The organism is Mesonia mobilis DSM 19841, assembly GCF_000423405.1.
GTDB lineage: Bacteria > Bacteroidota > Bacteroidia > Flavobacteriales > Flavobacteriaceae > Mesonia > Mesonia mobilis.
In genome coordinates, this window is record NZ_AUHX01000016.1 from 1 (window position 1) to 22,556 (window position 22,556).

18 protein-coding genes are annotated in these 22,556 nt (G+C 37.0%); 3 read left to right on the forward strand and 15 right to left on the reverse strand.

Annotated features, from left to right (window positions below; genetic code table 11):
- Nucleotides 1-1,386: 1,386 nt before the first annotated feature.
- The 7 genes from G551_RS0111205 to G551_RS0111235 all read right to left on the reverse strand — a co-directional run bounded on the left by G551_RS0111205 (nt 1,387) and on the right by G551_RS0111235 (nt 7,733).
- Entirely contained in the window at nt 1,387-1,779 is a 393-nt protein-coding gene (locus G551_RS0111205; protein WP_027885668.1) for a hypothetical protein, read from the reverse strand.
- On the reverse strand, nt 1,776-2,177 hold the full coding sequence (locus G551_RS15735; protein ID WP_051191375.1) for a hypothetical protein: 402 nt from the start codon (nt 2,175-2,177) through the stop codon (nt 1,776-1,778). Before G551_RS15735 ends, G551_RS0111205 begins: the two co-directional genes overlap by 4 nt.
- 2 nt (nt 2,178-2,179) lie before the next feature.
- On the reverse strand, nt 2,180-2,596 hold the full coding sequence (locus G551_RS0111215; protein WP_027885669.1) for a GreA/GreB family elongation factor: 417 nt from the start codon (nt 2,594-2,596) through the stop codon (nt 2,180-2,182).
- Nucleotides 2,597-2,609: 13 nt separating this feature from the next.
- Nucleotides 2,610-3,911, reverse strand: a complete 1,302-nt coding sequence (locus G551_RS0111220; RefSeq protein WP_051191376.1) for a Glu/Leu/Phe/Val family dehydrogenase — start codon at nt 3,909-3,911, stop codon at nt 2,610-2,612.
- 303 nt (nt 3,912-4,214) lie between these two features.
- Nucleotides 4,215-5,525, reverse strand: a complete 1,311-nt coding sequence (locus G551_RS0111225; RefSeq protein ID WP_027885671.1) for a sigma-54-dependent transcriptional regulator — start codon at nt 5,523-5,525, stop codon at nt 4,215-4,217.
- Nucleotide 5,526: 1 nt separating this feature from the next.
- Complete coding sequence (locus tag G551_RS0111230) at nt 5,527-6,606, reverse strand: sensor histidine kinase (protein ID WP_027885672.1); 1,080 nt, start codon at nt 6,604-6,606, stop codon at nt 5,527-5,529.
- Nucleotides 6,607-6,857: 251 nt separating this feature from the next.
- Nucleotides 6,858-7,733: an AraC family transcriptional regulator gene (locus G551_RS0111235; protein WP_027885673.1), complete on the reverse strand. Its 876-nt coding sequence runs from the start codon at nt 7,731-7,733 to the stop codon at nt 6,858-6,860.
- A 90-nt stretch (nt 7,734-7,823) separates the two neighbouring features.
- Between G551_RS0111235 and G551_RS0111240 the strand changes: the two genes are divergently transcribed.
- A complete protein-coding gene (locus G551_RS0111240; RefSeq protein WP_027885674.1) occupies nt 7,824-8,168 on the forward strand; it encodes a DUF983 domain-containing protein in 345 nt (114 codons plus the stop codon).
- A 438-nt stretch (nt 8,169-8,606) separates the two neighbouring features.
- Nucleotides 8,607-8,783: a histone H1 gene (locus tag G551_RS0111245; RefSeq protein ID WP_027885675.1), complete on the forward strand. Its 177-nt coding sequence runs from the start codon at nt 8,607-8,609 to the stop codon at nt 8,781-8,783.
- A gap of 60 nt (nt 8,784-8,843) precedes the next feature.
- Here the strand turns inward: G551_RS0111245 and G551_RS0111250 are convergent, their stop codons facing one another.
- From G551_RS0111250 to G551_RS0111260, 3 genes are all read right to left on the reverse strand, one after another.
- Nucleotides 8,844-9,506 carry a DNA-binding response regulator gene (locus tag G551_RS0111250; RefSeq protein WP_027885676.1) on the reverse strand — a complete coding sequence of 221 codons (663 nt, stop codon included), beginning with the start codon at nt 9,504-9,506 and terminating at the stop codon, nt 8,844-8,846.
- A gap of 3 nt (nt 9,507-9,509) precedes the next feature.
- On the reverse strand, nt 9,510-11,144 hold the full coding sequence (locus tag G551_RS0111255; RefSeq protein ID WP_027885677.1) for a tetratricopeptide repeat-containing sensor histidine kinase: 1,635 nt from the start codon (nt 11,142-11,144) through the stop codon (nt 9,510-9,512).
- A gap of 97 nt (nt 11,145-11,241) precedes the next feature.
- Nucleotides 11,242-12,348 (reverse strand): formylglycine-generating enzyme family protein, encoded by a 1,107-nt coding sequence (locus G551_RS0111260; protein ID WP_027885678.1) that lies wholly within the window; start codon nt 12,346-12,348, stop codon nt 11,242-11,244.
- A 128-nt stretch (nt 12,349-12,476) separates the two neighbouring features.
- Here G551_RS0111260 and G551_RS0111265 point away from each other — a divergent pair, with 128 nt between their 5' ends.
- The gene (locus G551_RS0111265; protein ID WP_027885679.1) at nt 12,477-16,964 is read left to right on the forward strand and encodes an excinuclease ABC subunit UvrA; all 4,488 of its coding nucleotides are present in this window, start codon (nt 12,477-12,479) and stop codon (nt 16,962-16,964) included.
- A gap of 42 nt (nt 16,965-17,006) precedes the next feature.
- Here the strand turns inward: G551_RS0111265 and G551_RS0111270 are convergent, their stop codons facing one another.
- The 5 genes from G551_RS0111270 to G551_RS0111290 all read right to left on the reverse strand — a co-directional run bounded on the left by G551_RS0111270 (nt 17,007) and on the right by G551_RS0111290 (nt 22,550).
- Nucleotides 17,007-18,026 carry a TQO small subunit DoxA domain-containing protein gene (locus tag G551_RS0111270; RefSeq protein ID WP_027885680.1) on the reverse strand — a complete coding sequence of 340 codons (1,020 nt, stop codon included), beginning with the start codon at nt 18,024-18,026 and terminating at the stop codon, nt 17,007-17,009.
- Nucleotides 18,027-18,028: 2 nt separating this feature from the next.
- Nucleotides 18,029-18,448: a DsrE family protein gene (locus tag G551_RS0111275; protein ID WP_027885681.1), complete on the reverse strand. Its 420-nt coding sequence runs from the start codon at nt 18,446-18,448 to the stop codon at nt 18,029-18,031.
- Between the two features lie 168 nt (nt 18,449-18,616).
- Nucleotides 18,617-19,006, reverse strand: coding sequence for a hypothetical protein (locus tag G551_RS0111280; RefSeq protein WP_027885682.1), 390 nt, complete (start codon nt 19,004-19,006; stop codon nt 18,617-18,619).
- Between the two features lie 79 nt (nt 19,007-19,085).
- Nucleotides 19,086-19,934 carry a DUF4249 domain-containing protein gene (locus G551_RS0111285; protein WP_027885683.1) on the reverse strand — a complete coding sequence of 283 codons (849 nt, stop codon included), beginning with the start codon at nt 19,932-19,934 and terminating at the stop codon, nt 19,086-19,088.
- A 6-nt stretch (nt 19,935-19,940) separates the two neighbouring features.
- Nucleotides 19,941-22,550, reverse strand: coding sequence for a TonB-dependent receptor (locus G551_RS0111290; protein WP_027885684.1), 2,610 nt, complete (start codon nt 22,548-22,550; stop codon nt 19,941-19,943).
- Between the last annotated feature and the right edge of the window lie 6 nt (nt 22,551-22,556).

The following is a 22,556-nucleotide window of genomic DNA, read 5'->3' on the forward strand; positions in this document are numbered from 1 at the left end:
GCTTTTTTTACGAAGTTGTGTTGTGAATACTGAATTTAAGTATTTGGTATTTAATAGGTTGTATGTGTTTCAACCAATGAGAAGCTTTTCCTGTTTTAAGGAGAGGCTTTTTTTGTTTATAGTTGGTAGTTTACGGTTTACGGTTTTCAGTGGTCAGTGTACAGTTGACAGTATTCAGAGATCAGTTTTTAGTGAACAGTTGGCAGTTTTTGTGAGATCATAGATTTTAGAGTATAGAATCTAGACTTTTGAATTGGGTGAGGGAGTGTTCAGTTGACAGTTTGCAGTGTTCGGGTATTGGGTTTTGAATTGTCATGCAGAACGAAGCGATAGTGTAGTGAAGCATCTTTTGATCCTTCGACAAGCACAGAATGACGTTGGGAAGTTGAATTCGAAATTAAAGTTGAAATTGAAAGATTTCTCGACTCCGCTTGAAATAACGGTTTTTGAGAGATTCTAGAGCATAGAAAATAGACTTTTAGAATTAGTTGAGTAAGGTGTTTTGTGCGCTGGTTCATGGGATTCCGGATTGGGATTGTTCATTTTTTTTCATTGCCCAAGGGTGCATTCCTCTCCCTTGCGGTCGTCGGATGCAATGAAATCTAGGCTTACGAATTTCGTCTAAATTTATTGTTCAGTACCTAAATTTTAGGAACTCGCCCGATTAGAATCGGACTCAAACAGCCTAAAATTTTACGGCAATTTCACTTCAAATTTTACGATAAATTTTCGGTAGGCCGTAGGTTTTCATTCGAACTCAATCTTGCTCCCCTCATTTGAAGGAGGGGTGCCTGAAAGGCGGGGTGGTTGACTTGGGGTGTTCAGTTTACAGTTTTTGTGAGAATATAGATTCTAGAGTATAGAATCTAGACTTTTTGAATTGGGTGAGGGAGTGTTCAGTTGACAGTTTGCAGTGTTCGAGTATTCGTGTTTTTGTGTTGTCATACAGAACGAAGCGATAGCGTAGTGAAGCATCTTTTGGAATTTTACGACTCATCTTCGGTAGGCCGGAGGTTTTCATACGAACTGAAACATGCTCTCCTCATTTGAAGGAGGGGTGCCTGAAAGGCGGGATGGATGTGGATTGTTGGCGGTTTACAGTTTACAGTGATCAGTAGTCAGTAGTTAGTTGGCAGTAATTAGTGAGTGGATTGCAGATTTTATTTTGAATGTTGAATTTTTTATGTTGAAAGATAGACCTATTATTTGAAGTTTAGTTTTATTTAAACAACTATCATTTTTATTAACTACCCCATGAGTATCTTAACTTTGTTTATTATTTACAAAATATAGGTGCAGGAACAATCCAACTTAATATTGCCATTATTGCAATGCCAATAATAATTATAATTGCTGCGAATTTTCGAAAACTCATGGGTTTGCTTTTTATCGAATACTATAGTTACTTAATCTTTTATAGAATTTCAGCTTTAGTTCATAAAAGCTTTTTTCAACACTTATAAATTCAGCTCGTTTCTTCTCATGTTTTTTGGCTAGCGTTAGATCATAATTTCCGTGACCATATTCCAGTTCCTTCAGTAGTTCTTGTTCATATTTACAAAAGGAGGCGAAGCTTATTGTGTTTTCTCGCCTTACTCTTTGTATCTTATTCGCTATTTCTGTTTCCTGTATTATTTGTTTCTGTATGCAGTTAATAGCATCTAACTCTTGATGATTTTCTTCTAGTTTGTTTTGCCAATATTGAAGTTCTATCAAATCTTTTTTTAGACTTAATATTTTGTTAGCACTCATTTGATCAAGAATAGAATTTGAAATCATACCATTTTTTGCGTGATTAGGTTAAACAATACTTCTTTTTTATTTCTGTAGGTAGCTGTGAATTGATCGTATTTGGCTCTATACAGTTCGTGTTCATGAATAAATAACCGATCACAAGCAATGTCATCACATTCATTCCACATAGATAGGTTATTGTGATACTTTTTTAAGGTGGTCACCAATTTATCACTCTCTTGTTCTTTTCTGTCTAACTCTAATTTTAGGGAGTAAACATCTTTTTCTACATGGTTTTTTTTACAAAGTTTTTTTAAGTACCGGATCTCTTTTTCTATAAATAATAAATGTGTAATCCAATTTTCTAGTTCTTTGTTATTTCGTTTGTGAGAAACTAAATGTTCGTTATCATGTAAAAAAATTGACTTTGATTCACTGTTCATCGTTATATGGGGATATTTGCTGTGGTATCTTGTTTGACTTCTTCTATGATATATTGCTCTTCTTTATCTTTAGAAAAGGTTAAATTTACGATGTCTCCTTTAGAATAACCTATGAGCGAGACCGGTAACGGACTTAGTATTGAAAATTTTTGCTTTTTAAGGTCTTCATCCATAGGGATTACAATTTGTAAAGGCATTACCGATGAGTTGCGAAGACATTTAATCTTTACACTACTGTTTATTCTGATAATTTCTAAAGGCATTTCATTTTCCTCTACGATTATCGCATCTTCAATTTTATGCTTTAATTTTTCTAAAGCCAGTTTATGCGCTAACGTATGATCATATCCTGAAATGTTTAGGAGTCTCTTTATATAAACGTACTCCCTTTTTTCGATGATGTAGCTTCCATATTTCATAGCATTTTAGGTATTAAGGAAAAATCCCTCTTTGTATATAGGCCTTTTCAATTCTCTTAATAGCTATGCAATAAGCGGCTTTGCGCATATCGATACTTTCTTCTTGAGAATAGGTATATACTTTGTTGAACGATTCTTCTAATTTTTGATTAAGTTTTACTAGGGTTTTATCTAGTGACCAATGCTCTCCATTTCTATTTTGAAGCCATTCAAAATAACTGGCTATTACCCCTCCGGAATTGCAAAGAATATCTGGAATGATATCTACGCCATTAGCTATTAAAATTTTTTCAGCCTCATTGTCTATTGGACCATTTGCTCCTTCTGCGATAAGTTTAGCTTTGATGCCCGAAGCATTTTCCTGAGTGATTTGATTACCTAGAGCAGCCGGAATTATAATGTTACAATTGATTGAGAAAAACTCTTCTTTCTCGATCATTTCTGCATGAGGAAAACCAGCTATTCGATTTTCGTTGATATAGTTATAATCGTTTAAAGAATTTACCTCTATGCCGTTGGAATTGTATAAGGTAGCCGAAGCATCTTGCACCGCAATTAATACCGCACCTTCATCTTCTAAGAATTTTGAAGCCCAATACCCAACGTTACCAAAACCTTGCACGATAAAGGTTTTATTTTTTAAAGTTTCATTTTGGTTTTGAAGGTATTTTTTAATGGTGATGTATACTCCGTAACCCGTGGCACGATCTCTGCCTTCCAGACCGCCAATACCATCCGGTTTCCCTGTGACTACATGCTGATTATTAGAACGTTTTGCCGGTAGTTGGCTACTCATATAAGTATCTGCAATCCAAGCCATCGTTTGGCTGTTGGTATTTACATCGGGAGCAGGAATATCGTGCTCCGGACCTATATTGTCTCCTAAAGCATAGGTGAATCTTCTAGTAATTCGTTCTAACTCTGCATTAGAATATTTATAGGGATCTAACTGAATTCCGCCTTTACCGCCGCCAAATGGTAATCCTGCTAAAGAGGTTTTCCAAGTCATCCACATAGCTAGGGCTCTAGCGGCATCTATATCTACTGTGGGATGATAACGAAGTCCTCCTTTGTAAGGCCCTAAAGCATTATTGTGTTGCACCCGGTAACCGGTAAATACCTCCACAGTTCCGTCATCCATTTTTACAGGAAAGTGTACTACAATTTCATTATTGGTGATTTTTAATATTTTCTGTATATCACGATGCAGATCAATATATTCTGCCGCGCTATTAAATTGCTCTAATACATTCTGCATCATTCCCTGAGCTACTTTTTTTCCGGTTTTTTTATTATTTATTATCGTTGCATTCATAAATTTTCTAGCTATTTTTTATTGTAGTTAAATCATATTCTTCACAAGACCATACTTGATCTTTTTGAATTGTAAGCACACAATAAGATTGGTGTAAACAATTTTTGCATATAGAATTAATTGGGGCAGTCATCATACATTTTAAAGTTTGAAGACTAAGATTCAATACGAATGCCAGAAAGATTTAGTTTTTGCTAGAAATAAAATAAGTCGCTGAAAAATAGCGACTTATTTGTTTAGGAATATTTGTTTGATTATTTTGAATCGGGGTAAAATGTATCGGCCGGGAAAATTTACCCCATTTTATTCGTTAAGCTTGAGTCTAATGGTTTTGCGATCGATCCCTAATATTTCCGCAGCTTTAGTTTTATTATTATTAGTAGTTCTCAAAACTTTTTCAATGTATTTTTTCTCCATTTCTTTTAAAGTAAGAAGAGTCTCTGCTTCAGGAAAATCAATTTTATATTTCAAATGATCTGGGAGGTGATCTATTTCAATGATTTTATCACAGAGGATTACTGCTCTTTGAATAATATTTTCGAGTTCTCTAATATTTCCCGGCCAATCGTATCTTTTTAAAACCTCTAATGCTGCAGGGTTTATTTTTATAAATCTATCTTTATATTCTAATCCATATTTGAGTAAAAATTTATCGATAAGCATTGGGATGTCTTCTTTTCGATTACGCAGCGGAGGTACTTTAATTTCTACCACAACCAGTCGATAATATAAATCTTCTCTAAAGAGCTCTTTTCTGCTCATTTCTTTTAGGTTGCTATTGGTAGCTGCAATAATTCTTACATCGATTTTTTCTGGTTTTTGAGCACCTACTTTAATAACTTCTTTTTCTTGTAGTACTCTTAATAATCTTGTTTGAACACTAAGTGAAGCATTACCAATTTCATCTAAAAAAATAGTTCCGCCATTGGCTGCTTGAAAAAATCCATTTCTATTTTTTTCTGCTCCGGTAAAAGCTCCTTGGGTATAGCCAAAAAGTTCAGCTTCAAGCAAATTTTCGGGGATGGCTCCGCAATTTACTGCTATAAAAGGTTGTTTTGAAAATTTCCCTTCGTAGTGAATTGCTCGAGCGATGAGCTCTTTACCGGTACCACTTTCTCCTTCTACAAAGACGGTGGCTTTATTGTTCTTTACTCGTTCTATCACTTCAAAAATTTCTTTGATTGCTGAAGATTTTCCTATAATTTCTTTGGGAATTTCTATAGGTGCAGATTCATTAACGTTTGATTTATAATGAATAGATTTTTCGACCGCCTGTTTAAGTTCTTCTTTAGTAAAGGGTTTGGTAAGATAATCTGCAACCCCATTTTTAATAGCTTTTAAGGAGTCTTGAACAGAAGGGTAACCCGTTACGATGAGTATTGGAATGTAGGGATAATTTTCTCTTACAAAAGTCACTAGTTCAAACCCATCTATCTGTGGCATTTTTAAATCGGTTACAAGTAAATCTATTTTTGTATCTTTTAGTATGGTGACCGCTTCTTTTACAGATATTGCTTTAAATACGTGGAACCCCCACTTATTTAAATGCCGATGTAACAGTTCTAGGATCGAAAGATCATCATCTACGACTAATATGTTTTCTTTTAATTTCATTTTAAAAAGTTGCCGGTAGCTTAATTTTAAATGTTGCTCCTTGATGAGGGTTGTTGTTCGCTGTAATTTTTCCTTTATGGCTAGCTATAATCCCATGTACCACACTTAGGCCTAGACCCGACCCTTCTCCTACCGGTTTAGTAGAAAAAAAAGGTTCAAAAAGTTTAGTTTTTGTATTTTTATTAAATCCGATACCTTCATCAATTACCTTAATAATGATGTTTGTTTTGGTTTTGTAAGCCTTGATTTTTATGGTCCCATTTACTGGTGTAAAATAAATGGCATTCATTACTAAATTAAAAATAACCTGAGTGATTTGTAAAACATCTGCTTTTAGTACTAAATGATCTTCTATGTCTAATACACAGTTTATTTCTTTTTTTCGAAGACTAGGTTTCAACAGGTCAATAGCACTTTTTAAGGTTGGTTTTATGTCTGCTATTTGCCATTCTTGTGGCATTTTACAAGAAAAAAACATTAGTTTTTTTACTACTTCTCTTGAATAGATCGCGTTTTTAATAATTTTATCTAAGTCTGTATGAAAATCACTTTTCTCTGGAAAATTTTCTTGCAGTAATTCAGAAAATCCTAAAATATTGGTTAAAGGTGTATTTAATTCGTGTGCGATACCTGCGGTTATTTCTCCTAAGATGTTTAAACGATCTGTATGTTCAATTTGTCTTCTTAAGGATTTTTCATTTTCTTTAATTTCTATACGCTCAAGAAGACTACTCATCTTTAAAGCTATACTATCGATTAATTGTTTTTCTTCCTTTAAAAATGAGCTTTTATTGCTAGTTAAGCTAGCTGTTAGTTCTCCTTTAGGTTGGTTGAATAATTGAATTTTGCTACTTATGGTAAGTTGATCATTTAATACTCCGGTTGCATAATTTACATCCTTATAAACCACTGAAATTTCTGTAGCACTTGGAAATTGAAAGGCTTTTTTAATACTTACTAAAATAGCTGTTAAACTTGTTTCTAATGAGTCTATATCTGTATTGCTGATAATGGAAGAAACTTCATAGAGACAGGTAAGCTCTTTAATGCGTTCTCTTAATTTAAGTTCAGTAGTTTCCATAGGCTGCAATTTTTCAATTTGAAGATAATTATTTTTAGCCGTAACTGATATATGAAGTTACCAATTTGTAGAATATTTTGATGAAGAAACCCCCCAGACTGAAAGTTAAGAGGAGTAAGTTTTAGAGTTTTTTTAAGGGGGAGTTTGGCTTCTAGAGAATAGAAGATAGACTTTTGTTTGTTTAACAGGGAGTATAGTTAAGTAGCGGTGGCTGTTATTCGAGAGTGGCTTTAGAATTTTTCGGGTCATCTTTATTTTTTGTGATAACTTTTTTTGAAGTCAATCGGGCTGGTTCCTGTTTTCTTCTTAAAATATCTAGAAAAGTACGCGTAGTCTTCAAAACCTAAAGTTTCAGCAATCCTCGCCAAAGGATTTTGCGAATGCACGATTAATCTTTTAGCCTCTAAAATAACCCGTTCTGCAATCAATTGGTGAGTGGTTTTGTTGAGTGTTTCTTTGGTTACTCTATTTAGGTGTTTTGTAGTGATGTTGAGTAAACCCGCATAATATTTAGGAAGTTTCTCTTGGTGATAATATTCTTCTATATATTGTTCGAGCTGTTCTAGAATTTTTAGATAATTTACACTTGCATAGTCTGCTAAGTTAAGCGTTGAAGTGTAGGCTCTAGTTAAGATAATGTAAATATCGTTGATACTATTGACCATTTTTAAATTTCTAAAGGCTTGCGTTTCATGATACTCTTGTAATAGTTCTCGAAACTTATTTTCAATACCTTTTAATGAATCAGTAAGTTCTAGTACAGGTGGGTTTTGGTAGGAGTAATAAAAAGGAAAATTACTCAATTGATGCGTGAGGTAGTACATTTCGTAAAATTCTTTTGAATGAAAAAAAATGAATCCGTTTGGAGGTGTTTTAAATTTCCAGAAATGTGTTTGTCCAGGTTTTAGAAAAAATACTTTTCCGGGAGAAATAGAATAGCTTTTAAAATCAATTTCGTGCACACCGCTCCCTTTCGTGAAGATGACACATAAATAGAAATTATGACTATGAGGAGTACTGGTTAAATGCTTATTTATTTTAATGTGATTCGCAAACGAGTTCACATATACCTGATGCACTTCTTTTGAGGATTGAAATTGCTTGATATTTAAAACGGGAATCTTCATAGATGTCTTAAAAGTACAAATAATTGAGTGAAAATTATAAGGTTAATGTTATGGGTTGTATTTAGCTTTGTCTGGTAAAGATATGAGGTTATGAATGATATTATAGGTATTTTAAAGGGAAAATGCCCGAATTGTAAGCAAGCTGCTATTTTTGAAACCAAAGGAAATATTTTTCTGTTACGTATGCCGGTGATGAATAAAAGGTGTAAAGAGTGCAATTTTAAATTTGAAAAGGAAACCGGATTTTTCTTCGGAGCTATGTTTGTAAGCTATGCATTAGCGGTTGCAGAGATGATTGTTAGCCTTGTTCTTTTCTGGCTTATCTTCGATTTACAGCCTTTATACGTTTTTTTCATTATTACGGGAATGGCTTTTTTAGGAAGTACTTTTAATTTTAGGCTTTCAAGAACTATCTGGATCTATTTGTTTTATTGATTTAATATTGAAGTAGTACAGGATGATCCTTCGACAAGCTCAGGGTTTGAGTAAGAGGGGAGATATTAGAGGCTAGAGCCTAGACTTTTTGATTTGTGTGAGGGAGTGTTCAGTGGTCAGTTTGCGGTGAGCAGTGAGCGATTAGCTTTTAGTGTTTGTCCTTCGACAGGCTCAGGATGACAGTTCTATTGGAGAGTTTAGAACCTAGAGTATAGAAGTTAGACGTTAGATTTGGTTGAGGAAGTTATTTTGTGCGCTGATTCATGAGATTCCGGGTTGAGATTAGAATGGCGGAGTTGTGAGTTCGAGATAAAACTTATCTATTAGAAAATCTAATCGTATAAAAATCTCATTAAATCTTCATATAAAACCGCCAAAGGCTTATTATTTCTCTATAAAAATTCTATTTTCGCTTTTTTAAAATTTAAATCAATTTTTATGAAAGAACTTATTGAAAACATCAAAACTGAATTCGAATCTTTTGATAACGATGCTCAAGCACAATTAGAAAGCGGTAACAAAGCTGCAGGAACTAGAGCAAGAAAATCTTCTTTAGCTTTAGAAAAGCTTTTAAAAGAATTTCGTAAAGTTTCGATTGCAGAATCGAAGAAATAAAAACAAAAACCCCTCGACAAGAGGGGTTTTTTATTGGTCTTTCTTACAATATCTAGGTGATTAGATCAAGCCTATGTCTTTGCTGAGTGCAATGAGTTGGTAGGTGTTTTTAGCGCCTAAATGTATTTTTAATTTACTTACCCGTTTTTCTACCGAGCTTAAGCTATTGGGTGAAATATTTTTTGCTTTCAATTGTTTACTGATCGCATCTTGGCTCAGGCCTTCTGCCAGGTTATTTAATAAATAAATGTCGTATTCTTCAATCTCAAAATCGGCTTTGGTTGCTATTATTTTTTGGATTTGTGGCGACAAATAGGTTCTATTGTTAGCCGTTTGTGTAATGGCTTCTTCTAATTCTACGAGTCCGTTACGGTCTTTGCAAACATAAGCTTCGATGCCTTTTTTTAGCAATTGCTCGATTTTGGCTTTGCGGTCTTCTATCGAATAAGCAATAATTTTAAGCTCAGGATGTTCTTCTTTTAATTTGGTGATCAACTCTTTGCCCGAATTAATTTGTTGCGGTCGATAATCGGTTTTAAACGATAAATCGGTAATTAAAAGTTGGTAAGGCTGTTGTTCCTGAAACGCTTTTTTAATCTTTAGATACGCCTCTTCACAATACTGTACCTGGTCTATTTCTTCAATTTGTAATTTTTTAGCCAGTTGAAGAATTCCTTCATTAATACTTCCTAGATCTTCTGCAATTATAATTTTATCGTACATCCCCTAACAAATTATTTGAACTTTAAAGCCTTTATTAATTTCTGTTTCAAAAGTAATACTTCCTTTAATGGCTCGAATACGGGATTCCGTATTTACCAGTCCGTTTTTCTTTTTTAGCTCACTTCCTTTACCGTTATCGGTATAATTGATCACTAGTTTTTTTCCTTTTTGCTGAAAGTCTAATAGAACTAAAGAAGCTTCGCTATGTTTCTTCATATTGGTGAATAGCTCTTGTATAATTCGGTATAAGGTCGCTTTTTTTAAGGCTGAAGTATGTTTCCAATCGATCGCACTAAGGTTTTTCGTGATAATTTTAATGGTTTGGGTTTGGTAGTGGCTCAACATTTCTTGTAAGACTTCCGTGAAATTTTCCTGTGTCGGAAAACTTTTATTTTCCCGAGAAATATTTCTAGAGGTATGGTAAATATCTTCCAAGCGATCTAAAGTGTCTTCTTTTTGATAGGTTGAATTTTGAAGTTTTGCCATTAAGTAATAAATATCGTTAGCTACTTCGTCGTGAATTTTTTTAGCAATGCGAGATTCTGTAGAGAAAACCTCTTCTATTTTTTCTTTGCGATGTTTAATTTTTAGGTAGGCAAAAATGGCTAGGGCTAAGATAAATACTAAGATCCCAATCAATTGAAATAAAAATGTTTTTTGCCTTTCCTTTTCTTTTTCAACTTGTAATAAAGCGGCTTCCCGCTCTGTTTTTTGAAGTTGAAACTGAATCGCCAAATAGTTGCTTTCTGCTTTCTTGTTCAGCCTATCTAAGCTATCTTTTACCCGAAGGTAGTTTTTTACTAAAGGCATTTCGGTTAAGCTTACTAATTTTTTAAGCGCACTTTCTTTATACTTTAAATTTTTGAATTGCTCTGCGATGTCTTGTGCTTTTATAAAATAGGCTTTGGCGAGTTGCTGTTGTTGCTGAAGTTGATAATATTCACCTAAATGAATGTAGCTGGTAAATAAGCCTTCTTTTAATTGTAATTTTTCTCTGAGCGCAAGAGCAGATCGCATTTCATTCAAGGCTCTTTGAGGTTGCGAAACTCGAAACAGATAGCCTAAATTATCTCTGGCTCGAGCTAAATTTTCTAGATTCTCGGTTTGTTCGCTTAAAGCGATGGCTTGGGTATAATAATCTACAGCCGTAGAATCATTTTGTTGATCGCGTGCGATATTTCCGAGGTTATTGTAAAGGATCGCTTTTTGTTTAGCAGAAGCATTTGGAACTGCTTTTTTATAGAAATATGAAGCTTGTTTAAGCTTCCCGGTTTCTTTATATAATTTACCTAGGTGATTGTATAAGGTATTTTGGTATGCTTTTTTAGTTGAAGAGGAAGCAGTTTTTTCTAAAACCTGAAGCGCCTTTGTTGCTGTTGCCTCACTCTCTTGTAAAACCCCTAGTTTTTGTTGAATTCTGGCAATATAGATGAGGTGATAAACCTCTGAAAGCTCTGATTGATCGTTCTTTGCTTTTGCATTAAAATACCTAAAAGCTTCTAATAATTCTTGAGGCTTAGCCGAGTTATTTACCTTACTAACATAGTTGTTGAGACTGTCTGAAGGCGTAGTGTTCTGAGCATTAAAATTATTACTAAAAAATAGCAGTAATAGCGATATAAGTAGGGAATATCTCATTCTACTAAAATAGTGTTTATTAGTAAAGGCATTGTAAAAACTAAGCTTTTGTTATTGCTATCAGCTTAAATTGAATATTTTAATGAGTATATCTTTCTTACTTCAACATTTCCGGAGTAGCAACGGTTCTAAAGCCAACGTGGTCAGATCCCGAATCCGGACTCATTCCCATTTTTGCTGAAATTCGAAAACTTGCACAGTAAGAAGCATGGCATAGAAAACTACCGCCTTTAATAATTTTTTCCTGTTGATAAGGGTTTTGTGGGCTATATCCTTTTTCGGCTCCACGTGGATTATTAATTACTTGTGCTGTATCTAGTTCTTTATAATAGTTTACATTATAATAATCACTCGTCCACTCCCACACATTTCCTAACATATCATAAATGCCGATACTGTTTGCAGGGTAAGAAGCTACCGGTGCAATATAACTGTAACCGTCTTGTGATTTGTTTTGGGTAGGGAAAATGCCTTGCCAAGTATTGGCTTGATCGTTTAATACCGAAACATCATTTCCCCAAGTAAAAATCTGATCGTTGTTGGAACCTTGAGCAGCAGCTTCCCATTCAGCTTCGGTTGGGAGTCTTCGGCTAGCCCATTTACAATACGCTAATGCATCTTCGTAAGCAATATGTACTACCGGTAAATCGTCTTTATTTTCAATAGTGCTTCCTTTGCCATAAGGTTGTTTCCAATTTGCACCTAATTGCCACGTCCACCATTGCATATAATTATTCATTGAAGCTACTTTTTCGATCGATTTATCAAATGTCAAGCTTCCCGGCTGTAAGACAGAGTCGGCAGGTTTAGGCGTATTGGGTGGGAGTTGCTTTTTCATCGCTTCCCAATCAATAGGTCTTTCCGCAACAGTTTTATAATTAGTCGCATTTACAAACGCTCTAAACTCTTTATTTGTGACCTCGTGAATGTCTATAAAAAAACCATCGACAAATACTTGATGCGCAGGTTTTTCGTGTTGCATTGCATACTGATCATTTTCTTTAGCACCTTGAGTAAAAGTTTTGCTTGAAACCCAAACCATACCATTTGGAGTCTCGATATCCGTAGGTTTTGCAATTGTTTGAGATAAAGATTCTTTAATTGTTTTTTTTTGAGAAGTATTATGATCTGATTCTTTTTGTTTGCAGTTTGTGAGTACAAGAGCAATTAGAATTAATAAATTAATTCTTATATAGAATTTCATAGAGAGAAGTTTTTTTGAAAAAATAGTATTCAAATATAATGTTAACTCGTTAGACAATCCTAATCGAATTTATTCACATCCTACAAATTCTTTTACCTTTGAAGTTGCACTAAGAAAAATTGCATTTTATGCGCCTTCAAAACGCTACACAAAATAACCTTAAAAATATTTCTTTAACACTTCCTGAAAACCAATTAATTGTGGTTACGGGGCTTTCCGGTTCGGGCAAGTCTTCGCTGGCGATGGGCACGATCGCTAACGAAGGTTATCGTTATTTTTTAGAAAGTTTACCGGCTTATTATCAACAAAACAGTATCGCTATTCCTACGGCAGAAGTCGATGCGATTAGCGATTTGCCTCCGGTAGTGAAGGTAGAACAATCTAAACGCTTTCAATCCATCAAAGCTACTTTTGGTACGTTGTCTGAACTCGCCCCTATTTTTAGAGTTTTATTTGCGCGTTATGCCGGTAAAGAGAAGATGAGTAGATCGTTATTTTCTTTTAACCATCCCAAAGGGGCGTGTGCCCAATGTCGTGGGATTGGAGAGGAAGAATATATTGATATCAACAAACTGATCGGTGATGAAAATAAAACCCTGCGTGAAGGTGCGATTGTCACCACTTTACCTAACGGTTATATTGTCTATTCGCAAGTCACCGTTGAAGAGCTCAATAAAGTTTGCCAAGCGCACGGTTTTCACGTCGATATGCCTTGGAAAGACTTAAACAAAGAACAAAAAAATGTAATTCTCTACGGCAGTGATCGCCTTCAGGTGTTTTATGGCAAACACAGTATTGAATCGCGTTTGCGTTGGCAAGGCTTTAAGGCCAAACCCCGAGAAGAAGGCTATTACAAAGGTGTAATGCCCATTATGGAAAACATTCTTCGACTCGATCGTAACAAAAGTATTTTGCGTTTTGTGAGTTCACGAACCTGTCCCAACTGTGGGGGAGCCAGAATTAAACCGGAACATTTAGCATTTCAGTGGCACGGATTAAATTTTCAAGAATGGATGCAACTTCCGTTAACCGAACTGTATGAGCGCTTGCAAACGTTAGAACTTTCAGCAGGCGAACAGGTTTTGGTCGATAAAATGAATACCCAATTGTTCGATTTTATTCGATTGGGAATGGAGCATTACCGTTTAGCTACGCCGAGTACTGAGATTTCTTCGGGCGACGGCCAGCGCATCAAACTCATCAAGCAAGTGAACAGTAGCTTGCAAGGTATTTTATATGTATTTGACGAACCGTCGATCGGACTTTCAGAAGCTTATCAAAAACATCTCCTTCATATTTTACGCCGACTCATCCGCAACGGAAATACCGTGATGGTGGTCGAGCACGATCTCGAATTTATTCGATCGGCAGATTGGGTGGTCGAGTTAGGTCCGGGAGCGGGAGTTGAAGGCGGCGAAGTCTTGTTTAATGGTCAATTAAAAGATTTTTTAGCTGCGGAAGAAATCACTACTCCAACGAAAAAAGCTTTTGATCGTGATCGTTTGACTGTTGAAAAAGTTAAAGCGGTACAGCTAAAAGATTTTCAACCTCAGGTGGAAGGTTTGCATGTGATCAGTAAAAAAACGAAAGCGGTTACCGAGAAAATAGTTTCTTTTTGTACGAACAATGATTTTCAATTGCATCAGGTCGACGATCAACCCATTGGGAAAACTCCCCGAAGCAATCCTGCGACTTATACCGGTTTGGCTGATAAGATTCGGGATTTGCTAGCCAAAACTACTGCTGCCAAAGAAGCGAAACTCACAAAAAGTGCTTTTTCTTTTAATAATAAAGCCGGGCGATGCCCGCATTGTGAAGGCGCCGGTGTGATCACTTTATCGATGAGTATGCTGGGAACGGTGAATCAAACTTGTCCGCATTGTTTAGGAAAACGCTTTCAGCCTGAAGTCTTAGCAGTCACTTGGAACCAAAAAAACATTGCCGATATTTATGAGCTGAGCATCGATGAAGCGCTCGATTTCTTTTCCGAAGAAAAAAAATTAGCAGCCATTTTATCGTTAATGCATCAATTGGGCTTGGGTTACCTCAAGCTCGGGCAAGCCTCGAACACCTTGTCGGGAGGAGAAGCACAGCGTATTAAACTCACAAAGCATTTTGCCAAATCGGCTAAGAAAACCTTGTTGTGGTTAGAAGAACCCAGTATTGGTTTGCATCAGCAAAATGTAGCCCAATTACTGGCAGCCTTGCAGCAATTAAAAGCCAAAACAGCCGGGATTATTTGTGTGGAGAATCATCAACTTTTTCAGCAAGCGGCCGATGTTTGGCTCAATAATGCTGAAGTGATTTCGTATCAAGAACCAACCCTTCCTTCGGTTCAGCGGCAAGATGTCATTTCGGTAAGAGGAGCGCGAACCCATGCTCTGAAAGATTTGAATGTTGAATTTCCGAAGCAAAAATTATCGGTGGTGACCGGTATTTCAGGTTCAGGTAAATCGTCATTGGTGATCGATACCTTACACGGTTACGGTTTGCAAGAAATGACCAAGCAATTTTCAAGTTACGAGCAATCTCGTGTTGGTGTTAATTTTCAGCTAGAAGTGGAACATATTGAAGGTTTAACGCCCAGTATTTGCATTAGCCGAAAAGAGAAAAATTTTACCGAACGCTCCGATCTTGCTAAGCAAACCGATATCGATAAAAGTTTACGTTTTGCCTTTTCGAGAAAAGCACAATATGAAGGAAAAGATTGGACGGCGAGTCACTTTTCTAATCAGCACGAATTAGGAAAATGTGTGGTTTGCGATGGCTTGGGAGAAGAGCAATTGCCCGACCCGCAAAAAGTGGTGATCGATGCGCAGAAAAGTATAGCAGAAGGTGTTTTTACCCATAATAAAGCGCTGGCGTATTATGGGCAACCTGATAGTCAATATATGGCGGTGTTGAAGGAAGTAGGGAAGGCGAATGCTTTCGATTTGCAAACGCCTTTTGAAGACTTAACGCCTGCGCAACAAGAAATCATTTTCAACGGAATTCCCGATAAAAAGTGGAAAGCTACTTGGGAGTTTAAAACCAAAACCCGAACCGGAACCCAAGAACTGCAGATGGTTTGGGAAGGATTGTTTACCTATTTGCGTGATGAATATCTAAAAACGCGAAAGAACAAACGCATAAAAGCTTTGCAGGCTTTACTTTCTGCACAAACTTGTAGTCATTGTCAAGGTAGCGGCTTAAAGCCGGAGCGATTAGCCATTGAAATTGGTAGCAAGTCGATGCACGATTTAAAATCGATGAATTTTGAAGAATTTGCTGAATTTTTAAATGAAACTTCTTCATTTTCCAAAATCGATCGAGATCTAGTGAAGCGTTTAGCCGAACATTTACAAACGACACTTTTACGCGCGCAGCAATTACATATCGATTATTTACAGTTGAACCGAAAATCGAAAACACTAAGTGGGGGTGAACAGCAACGCGTCGCATTGATCAAGCAATTAAATAGTCCGTTGCAAGGCATCACCTATTTGTTAGATGAACCTTCGGCCGGTTTATCGCAAGCTAATATTCCCGATTTAATTCGGTTGTTGAAAGAATTGGTAACGAAAGGGAATACGGTGATCGTGATCGAGCATCATAAAGATATTATCTTGGCGGCCGATCGCTTGTACGAGATTGGCCCCAAAGCCGGAAGTTTAGGTGGTGAGTTGATGTTTGAAGGGAGTCCGCAAGCATATTTGAAAGCCGAACATTGTCATCCATTTTTGAAACAAGTTCCCGAGGCGATTCAGCTTCAACCGGGAACGAAACAAATTCAGCTTCAGCAATTAGAAAAACACAGTTTAAAGAAAGCAAATTTAGCCATTCCTGTGGGCGGAATTACCGCCATTTCCGGAAAATCGGGCGTAGGAAAAACCACGTTGGTCAAAGAAATTTTAATTCCCAGTATGGAACGAGGAAAACCGGTGAATTGTGCGCAAATTGAATTTCCTACTAGTTATGCCGGCGTTGATTATTTTGAACCTAAAAAATTACGCGCGCATCACAAAACCTTGTTGGTCGATTATTTAGATCTCCTGAAAGTAATCACCAAAGTATTTGCTGATCACAGCGAACAACCGTCTCGCTATTTTTCTTATAAAACCAAGAGCAGCCAATGCCCGAACTGTAAAGGCAAAGGATTTGTAGAAACCAGTTTAGATGTGGTGGCTAATGCTGTGGAAGTTTGTGAAGTTTGCGAAGGCAAGCGCTATCAAGCGGAAGTTTTGGCTGTGAAGGTCGAAGCGAAAAGTATTGCCGATGTTCTTGCGTTTAGCATTTCAGCATTAAAAGATTGGCTGCAAAACTTTGCTGTAAAATCTACTACAGAAAAATTCCTGCAGCAGCTCACCGATATTGGTTTAGGACATTTAGCGATCGATCAAGCGGTTACTTCACTTTCTTCCGGAGAAAAACAGCGTTTGTTATTGCTAAATTGGCTTCAGCAACCTGAAGAAAATCAATTGTATATTTTAGATGAACCCAGTACCGGATTGCATTATGCCGATATTGATTTGTTGTTCAGTATTCTTCAGCAACTCAGTACCACTAATGATTTGCTAGTGATCGATCACAATCCTTATTTGTTAGAAAAAATAGGTGTTGGAATGATCTTGGTATAATATATCCTCAGGGAAATTTTTCAATTTCCCTGAGGATTGCGTTTAGTTTTTCAGTACTTTTTGTGACCAACTAGCTCCACTAATATCGGTGAGTTTAAGTTGGTAATTGCCTTTAGGTAATTGTTTAAACTTTTTGTTGGTAAAGCTTAAAACTGCTTTTGCTCCTAACGGAATCACTAAACTATGTTTGCCCGGTTTTACTTTAGCCACATATTTATTTTTAATTTGATGGCTGCTAAGTTGGGCTAAATCTTCTTGTTTGTAAGCCATCACTATTTTGTTTTCGGTATTCAACAGTTCTACTTTAATAAGCCAAGAGCCGTAAACATCAACGCCTTCTGTTCTGTAAACTTCAAAAGAAAGGTTTTCTTGGTTGATTTTTGCTTGGCTAATTTCTAATTTGGGTTTAACCGATTTGTTATGCAACTTGCCCCATAAGCCACCGTGAAAAATTTGATTGGTACTCAAGGTGATCGCTAAAATTACCAATGAGCCTACGAGTACAAATTTTGGTAAAAGCTTTATGTTTAACGGGAAGTCACCAGAACCTAGCCACGCAAAATATTTGGTTTGGGTGAATTTAACTTGTTGCTGAAGCCAATAGTGATCGATCGAGTAGGTGCTGCTTCCGGTGAGAAACAGTACGAAACCTGCTGCAATCCCTAAAACTCCAATTTGCCATTCGTCGAGGCAGGTCGTGCCAATCCACCCCGAACCTAAAAGAATACCCATTGCCAATGCCATCACACCGATACTCATTAATCGAGTAAATGCACCGAACATTAAACATAAGCCTACTAAACCTTCGATAATGGTAAAAATGAGCATATGTAGCCATAAGGCCTCTGGATGTTCTACCAAATATTCGATAAAGGGTTGTATACCGAGTGCGTTAGGCAAAAAGTGATTAAATTTTTTACCGATGTAACCGGCAAATTCAGGATCGAGTTTTGGAGCTAAGATGGTTCTGCGCCAAAATGCAGAAAAGTACGTCCAGCCCACGACGAGTCTTAAAACTAAAGTGAACAGTCCGCTATTGTGATTGAGATTTATATTTTTCATCATTAAATAGTTAGGGTTAAAAATCCTTGTTTTTGAAGTTGAAAAGCGTGTAAAATTCCGTTTTCGGTAATTGGTAAACCAGGCGGTACATCTTTTTTGCTCAGGTTGAATTTGGTTAATGAAATTCCGCAGGCAAAAATCTTCACCCCTTGCTTTTTTGCAGTTTTTAATAGAGCCGCAAAGTCTTGGTTTTGTGGGATATTTTGAAGGGTTTTTCCGCAGAAAATCACCTGAAATTCTCCAAATAGTTCACCATCTTCATTTTCTAATGCAGTGGCGGTTTGTAAAATAGCCGGTAGTTGTTGAATATTTTTAGAAAGCACCGCATACTTATTTTTTTCAAGTTGAGTTTGTGCTTTTAAACTTGAGGTTGCCATTCCGAAGAAAAAGAGAGAACAGCATATCATGATCGTATTTTTCATTTGATAAACGATTTAAAATTTGATATTAATAGTTGTGAACCCTTACGTGAGGTAAGCGTTTTAAAAAGTTGGAAAGTAGCTTAAGTGAGCATTGAAATTTTAGGTATAGCAGAAAGCCCTTTTTATAGGATGAATAAAAAGATATACGTAAAAAAGCTTCAGCTTAAGCTATGCGAAATAAGAAGGATGATCTTTAAAATTCTGGTAGAGAATGTAGAGCGGGACCGGTTCATTTCTCAAAATTTGAGAAGTCAGCACCGAGCCAGCTTCCGTTTTTATTTCGGTGGAATAAAAACCGGCAGGAACTGAAGATGGCAAAACGGCAAGCGTTTGAAGTGCGCTATCATTTTTTAGCGTAGTTGCAGTAACTTCTTCAAAAACTACACAACTTGCCGGACTGAGTGTCGCTTTACTTTTATTGGTAGCTTCGGTGGTTTCTACACCAATCTGATCCTGAATTAAATTACGAACCTTGCAGGGTGAAAGTAATAACAAAGCCAAGCATAACGCCATCGATGCGTTACGAAAAAAGCCGATCTGTTGATGATTTACTTTCAAAATGAAATTTTATTGATAATCTAGTTCTGCTAAAATACGAGCTTTATCGTTAATAATGCTCGAATCAGTTTTTTAATCGTCATTCTTGTTCTTCTTCTACCGTATATGTAAACTCTCGTACTTGCGAAAGCCTAAAATAGCCCAAGGCATAGTTGTCTTCATTGGTCTCATTAATAATATTGCCTCTAATATTGGCCGGTGGTGTAACAAAAGGATTTGCGCTGGTGCTTTCTAGAATAAGACTCATATAACTATGAAATTGCTCTGAGATCGCTCTAAATCTGATGGCAAGCGTATCGCCCGGTTCCAGATCTTCATTAGAAAAATCGCTATCCATTTCGTTGCCGTTGAAAAAGTCGTCACTCGTAATATCGTATTCCGGTAGCGGCAGAAAATCTACTTCGACATCGGTTAAGTAAAAGTTTTCTTCTTCAGCAGGATCATCGTAATAAAAAGTGACTTCATAATCTTCTCCTAAAAATCCTCCATCGGCTTCTTGTTCGATTCGGTTAATTTCCGGTGTAGTAATTAGACTTTCGGTTGCCGTAAAGGTTTCATCATCGACACTTACAAATAGCTGATAGGTTTCCTGAAGTTGAGGAACAAAATTGTTACATTGGTAGGTGCCGGCTTCATTGGTTTCCGTAAACGTGAAGGTATCGCCCAAAGTATTGGTGATGTAAACTTCAGCATTCGCAACCTTAGTCGTTTCGGTTTCATAATAATTGGTGAGTCGGCTTAGGTAGATTTGTTGAACATTTCCTGAAGTTGCTGTATCCCAAAGGATTTCTGCATCGATCACTAAACGATTATCACTCGATGCCAAGTCAACTTCTACCACATCTTCACAAGAAAACAGAAAAAGGCTTAAGGCGAATAACGATGAATAAACAACACATCTTGATTTTATATGATGAAAGAATTTCATAAGCTTTTAAAATTTGAAGTTATAAGAAACACTTGGCAAAATACCGAAAATAGAAAGTCGGCGAGCTTCGTTTACGCCGCTATCTTCGTTGGTGGTAAATCGGATTGAAGCGGCATTGCTCCGGTTATACACGTTATAAATACTAAATACCCAGTAGCTTTGCCAGCCTTTTTTCTTATCGGGTTTTGGAGTAAAGGTAGCGGCTAGATCTAAATGATGATACGCGGGTAATCGATTTTCATTTCGGTTAGCATAATTAGGAACCGGAATGCCGCCTAACTCATAATAGCCGTTGGGGTAGGTGACCGGTTGCCCCGATTGTAAGGCAAAATTGGCGCTAAACGACCATTTTTTGGTATGCTCGTAACTTCCTGTTACGCTCAAGTTATGGAGTTTGTCGTAAGGCGAAAGGTACCAATCGCCATTGGCAATGCCCGGTTCTTCCGGCGAGTTGCCTTCTGTACGTTGTTCGGCACGAGATAAAGTGTAGGAAACCCATCCGGTTAATTTCCCGGTGTTTTTTCTGAATAAGACTTCTAACCCATAAGCTCTGGCTTCCCCATTCAGCAAGACTTGTTCGATATTGTTGTTGGCGATAAGATCGGCGCCATCTACATAATCGATTCGGTTTTGAATGTCTTTGTAAAATACTTCGGTTTCTAATGAATATTTTTTATTGCTGAAATTTCTAAAATAGCCCAACGCATATTGATCTAGCAATTGAGGCTCGATAAACGAACCGCTCGGCGTCCAGATATTTACCGGAGTAGGCGATTGACTGTTAGAAACGATATGTAAGTATTGCGCCATTCGATTATAACTTGCCTTTAAGGAGGTGTCGTCGTTTAATGCAAAAGATAGTGCTGCACGAGGTTCTAGGTTATTAAAATCTCTAATCACTTCACCGCTATCGTAAAGAGTACTGCCAATTGGCGGAGCTTCTTCATAAATACCAAAATCAGGATTATAGATTACAGGATTATTGTTGGCATACCTGCTTATGGCTTGCGGACCAAAGCGGTAAAACATACTATAGCGCAAGCCATATCTCACATTGAGTTGCTCAGAAATTTGATGAGAAACATCGATATACGCAGAAGGCTCTAATGCATATTTTTTATCGAGTTGTCTAAAGTTTACCGAAGACTCGGCATTTGGAGCCAAGGTACCCGGATTTACTTCATAGTTAATAGCTTCTGCACCGTAATTTAATTGCACTTCTTCTGAGAGGTAATGTTGCCAGTCGTAGGTGAGTCCGTAACTTTCTATGGCGCTTTGCCACTCGAAATTTTGGCTATTCAGCTCTAGGTTAAAGCGGTAATCGCTATAGAATACAGCCAAATTGGTAAGAATATTTTCGTTAAAACGATGTTCCCATTTTAGATTAGCCATCGTATTGCCATAGGTACTGGAAAAGCTATCGCTAATATCGAACAAGTCGTTCCCGTAATACCCGGAAAAGCTCAATGCGTTTTTATCGTTGAGGCGATACTTTAAGCGTGTGTTTAGGTCGTAAAACATAGCCGAGTTTTCGTTATCGGCAAGTTTTAAGAAAAGATGTGCGTAAGAAGTTCTTCCGCCGATCATAAACGAGCCTTTTTCTTTTTTAATTGGTCCTTCAAGCATTAATTTGCTAGAGATGAGTCCGATGCCGCCGGTTGCTTTAAATTCTTGATCGCTCCCAGTGTGTTGGTGCACATCGAGTACTGAAGAAACCCGACCTCCAAACTGTGAGGGAATTCCGCCTTTGTATAATTCTAAATTATTCACCACGTCGGCGTTAAAAACAGAAAAGAAGCCAAACATATGTGAATCGCTGTAAATTGGTGTTCCGTCAAGTAGAATTAAATTTTGATCGGCTGCACCACCCCGAACATTAAAGCCAGAAGAACCTTCGCCGGCATTGGTGACACCCGGTAAGGTAAGTAGTGATTTTAAAGGATCGGGTTCTCCCAAGGCTACGGGTATTTGTTTGATCTCGTTCATATCGAGCGTATTCATGCTCATTTGCGGTTTTTTAATATCTACCGCTTTGGAGTTTTGTGTGATCACCACTTCTTCTAAACTTTCGCCATCTTCTTCCAACTGGGTAGTAATGCTAATGTTTTGATTTAAATTTATCGTTTGGGTTTGGTTCATAAAACCAATATAGCTGATGTTTAGCGTATAGGTTCCTGCCGAGAGTTCTAGAGAGAATTTGCCGTTTTCATCGGTAGAGGTTCCGGTGCCGGTTTCTTCTACATAAATATTTGCTCCTAATAAGGGTACGTTTGCAGGATCGGTAATCGTTCCCGATAAGGTATAGGTTGTTTGAGCATTGTTTTGCGCTGCTTCTTTCACCGTAATGGTATTGCCAATAATTTCATATTTGTAAGCATTTTTCAGGTTCAATTTTTCTAAGAGCTGTTTTACTTCCATACTGGCAGGGAAAGCTTCAGCATCCAGAGCCCGATTGGTTTGAATGTTATTGCTATAGGCAAAGCTATACGAGGTTTGTTCTTCCACCAGACTCATTAATTCTTTTAAAGTGGTAGGAGAGGTTATAAACTGTATGGTTTGCGCTTTTGTTGGTAAATTACTAACTATGAAGAGCAGTAATAAAAGCCATTGCTTCATAAGAGG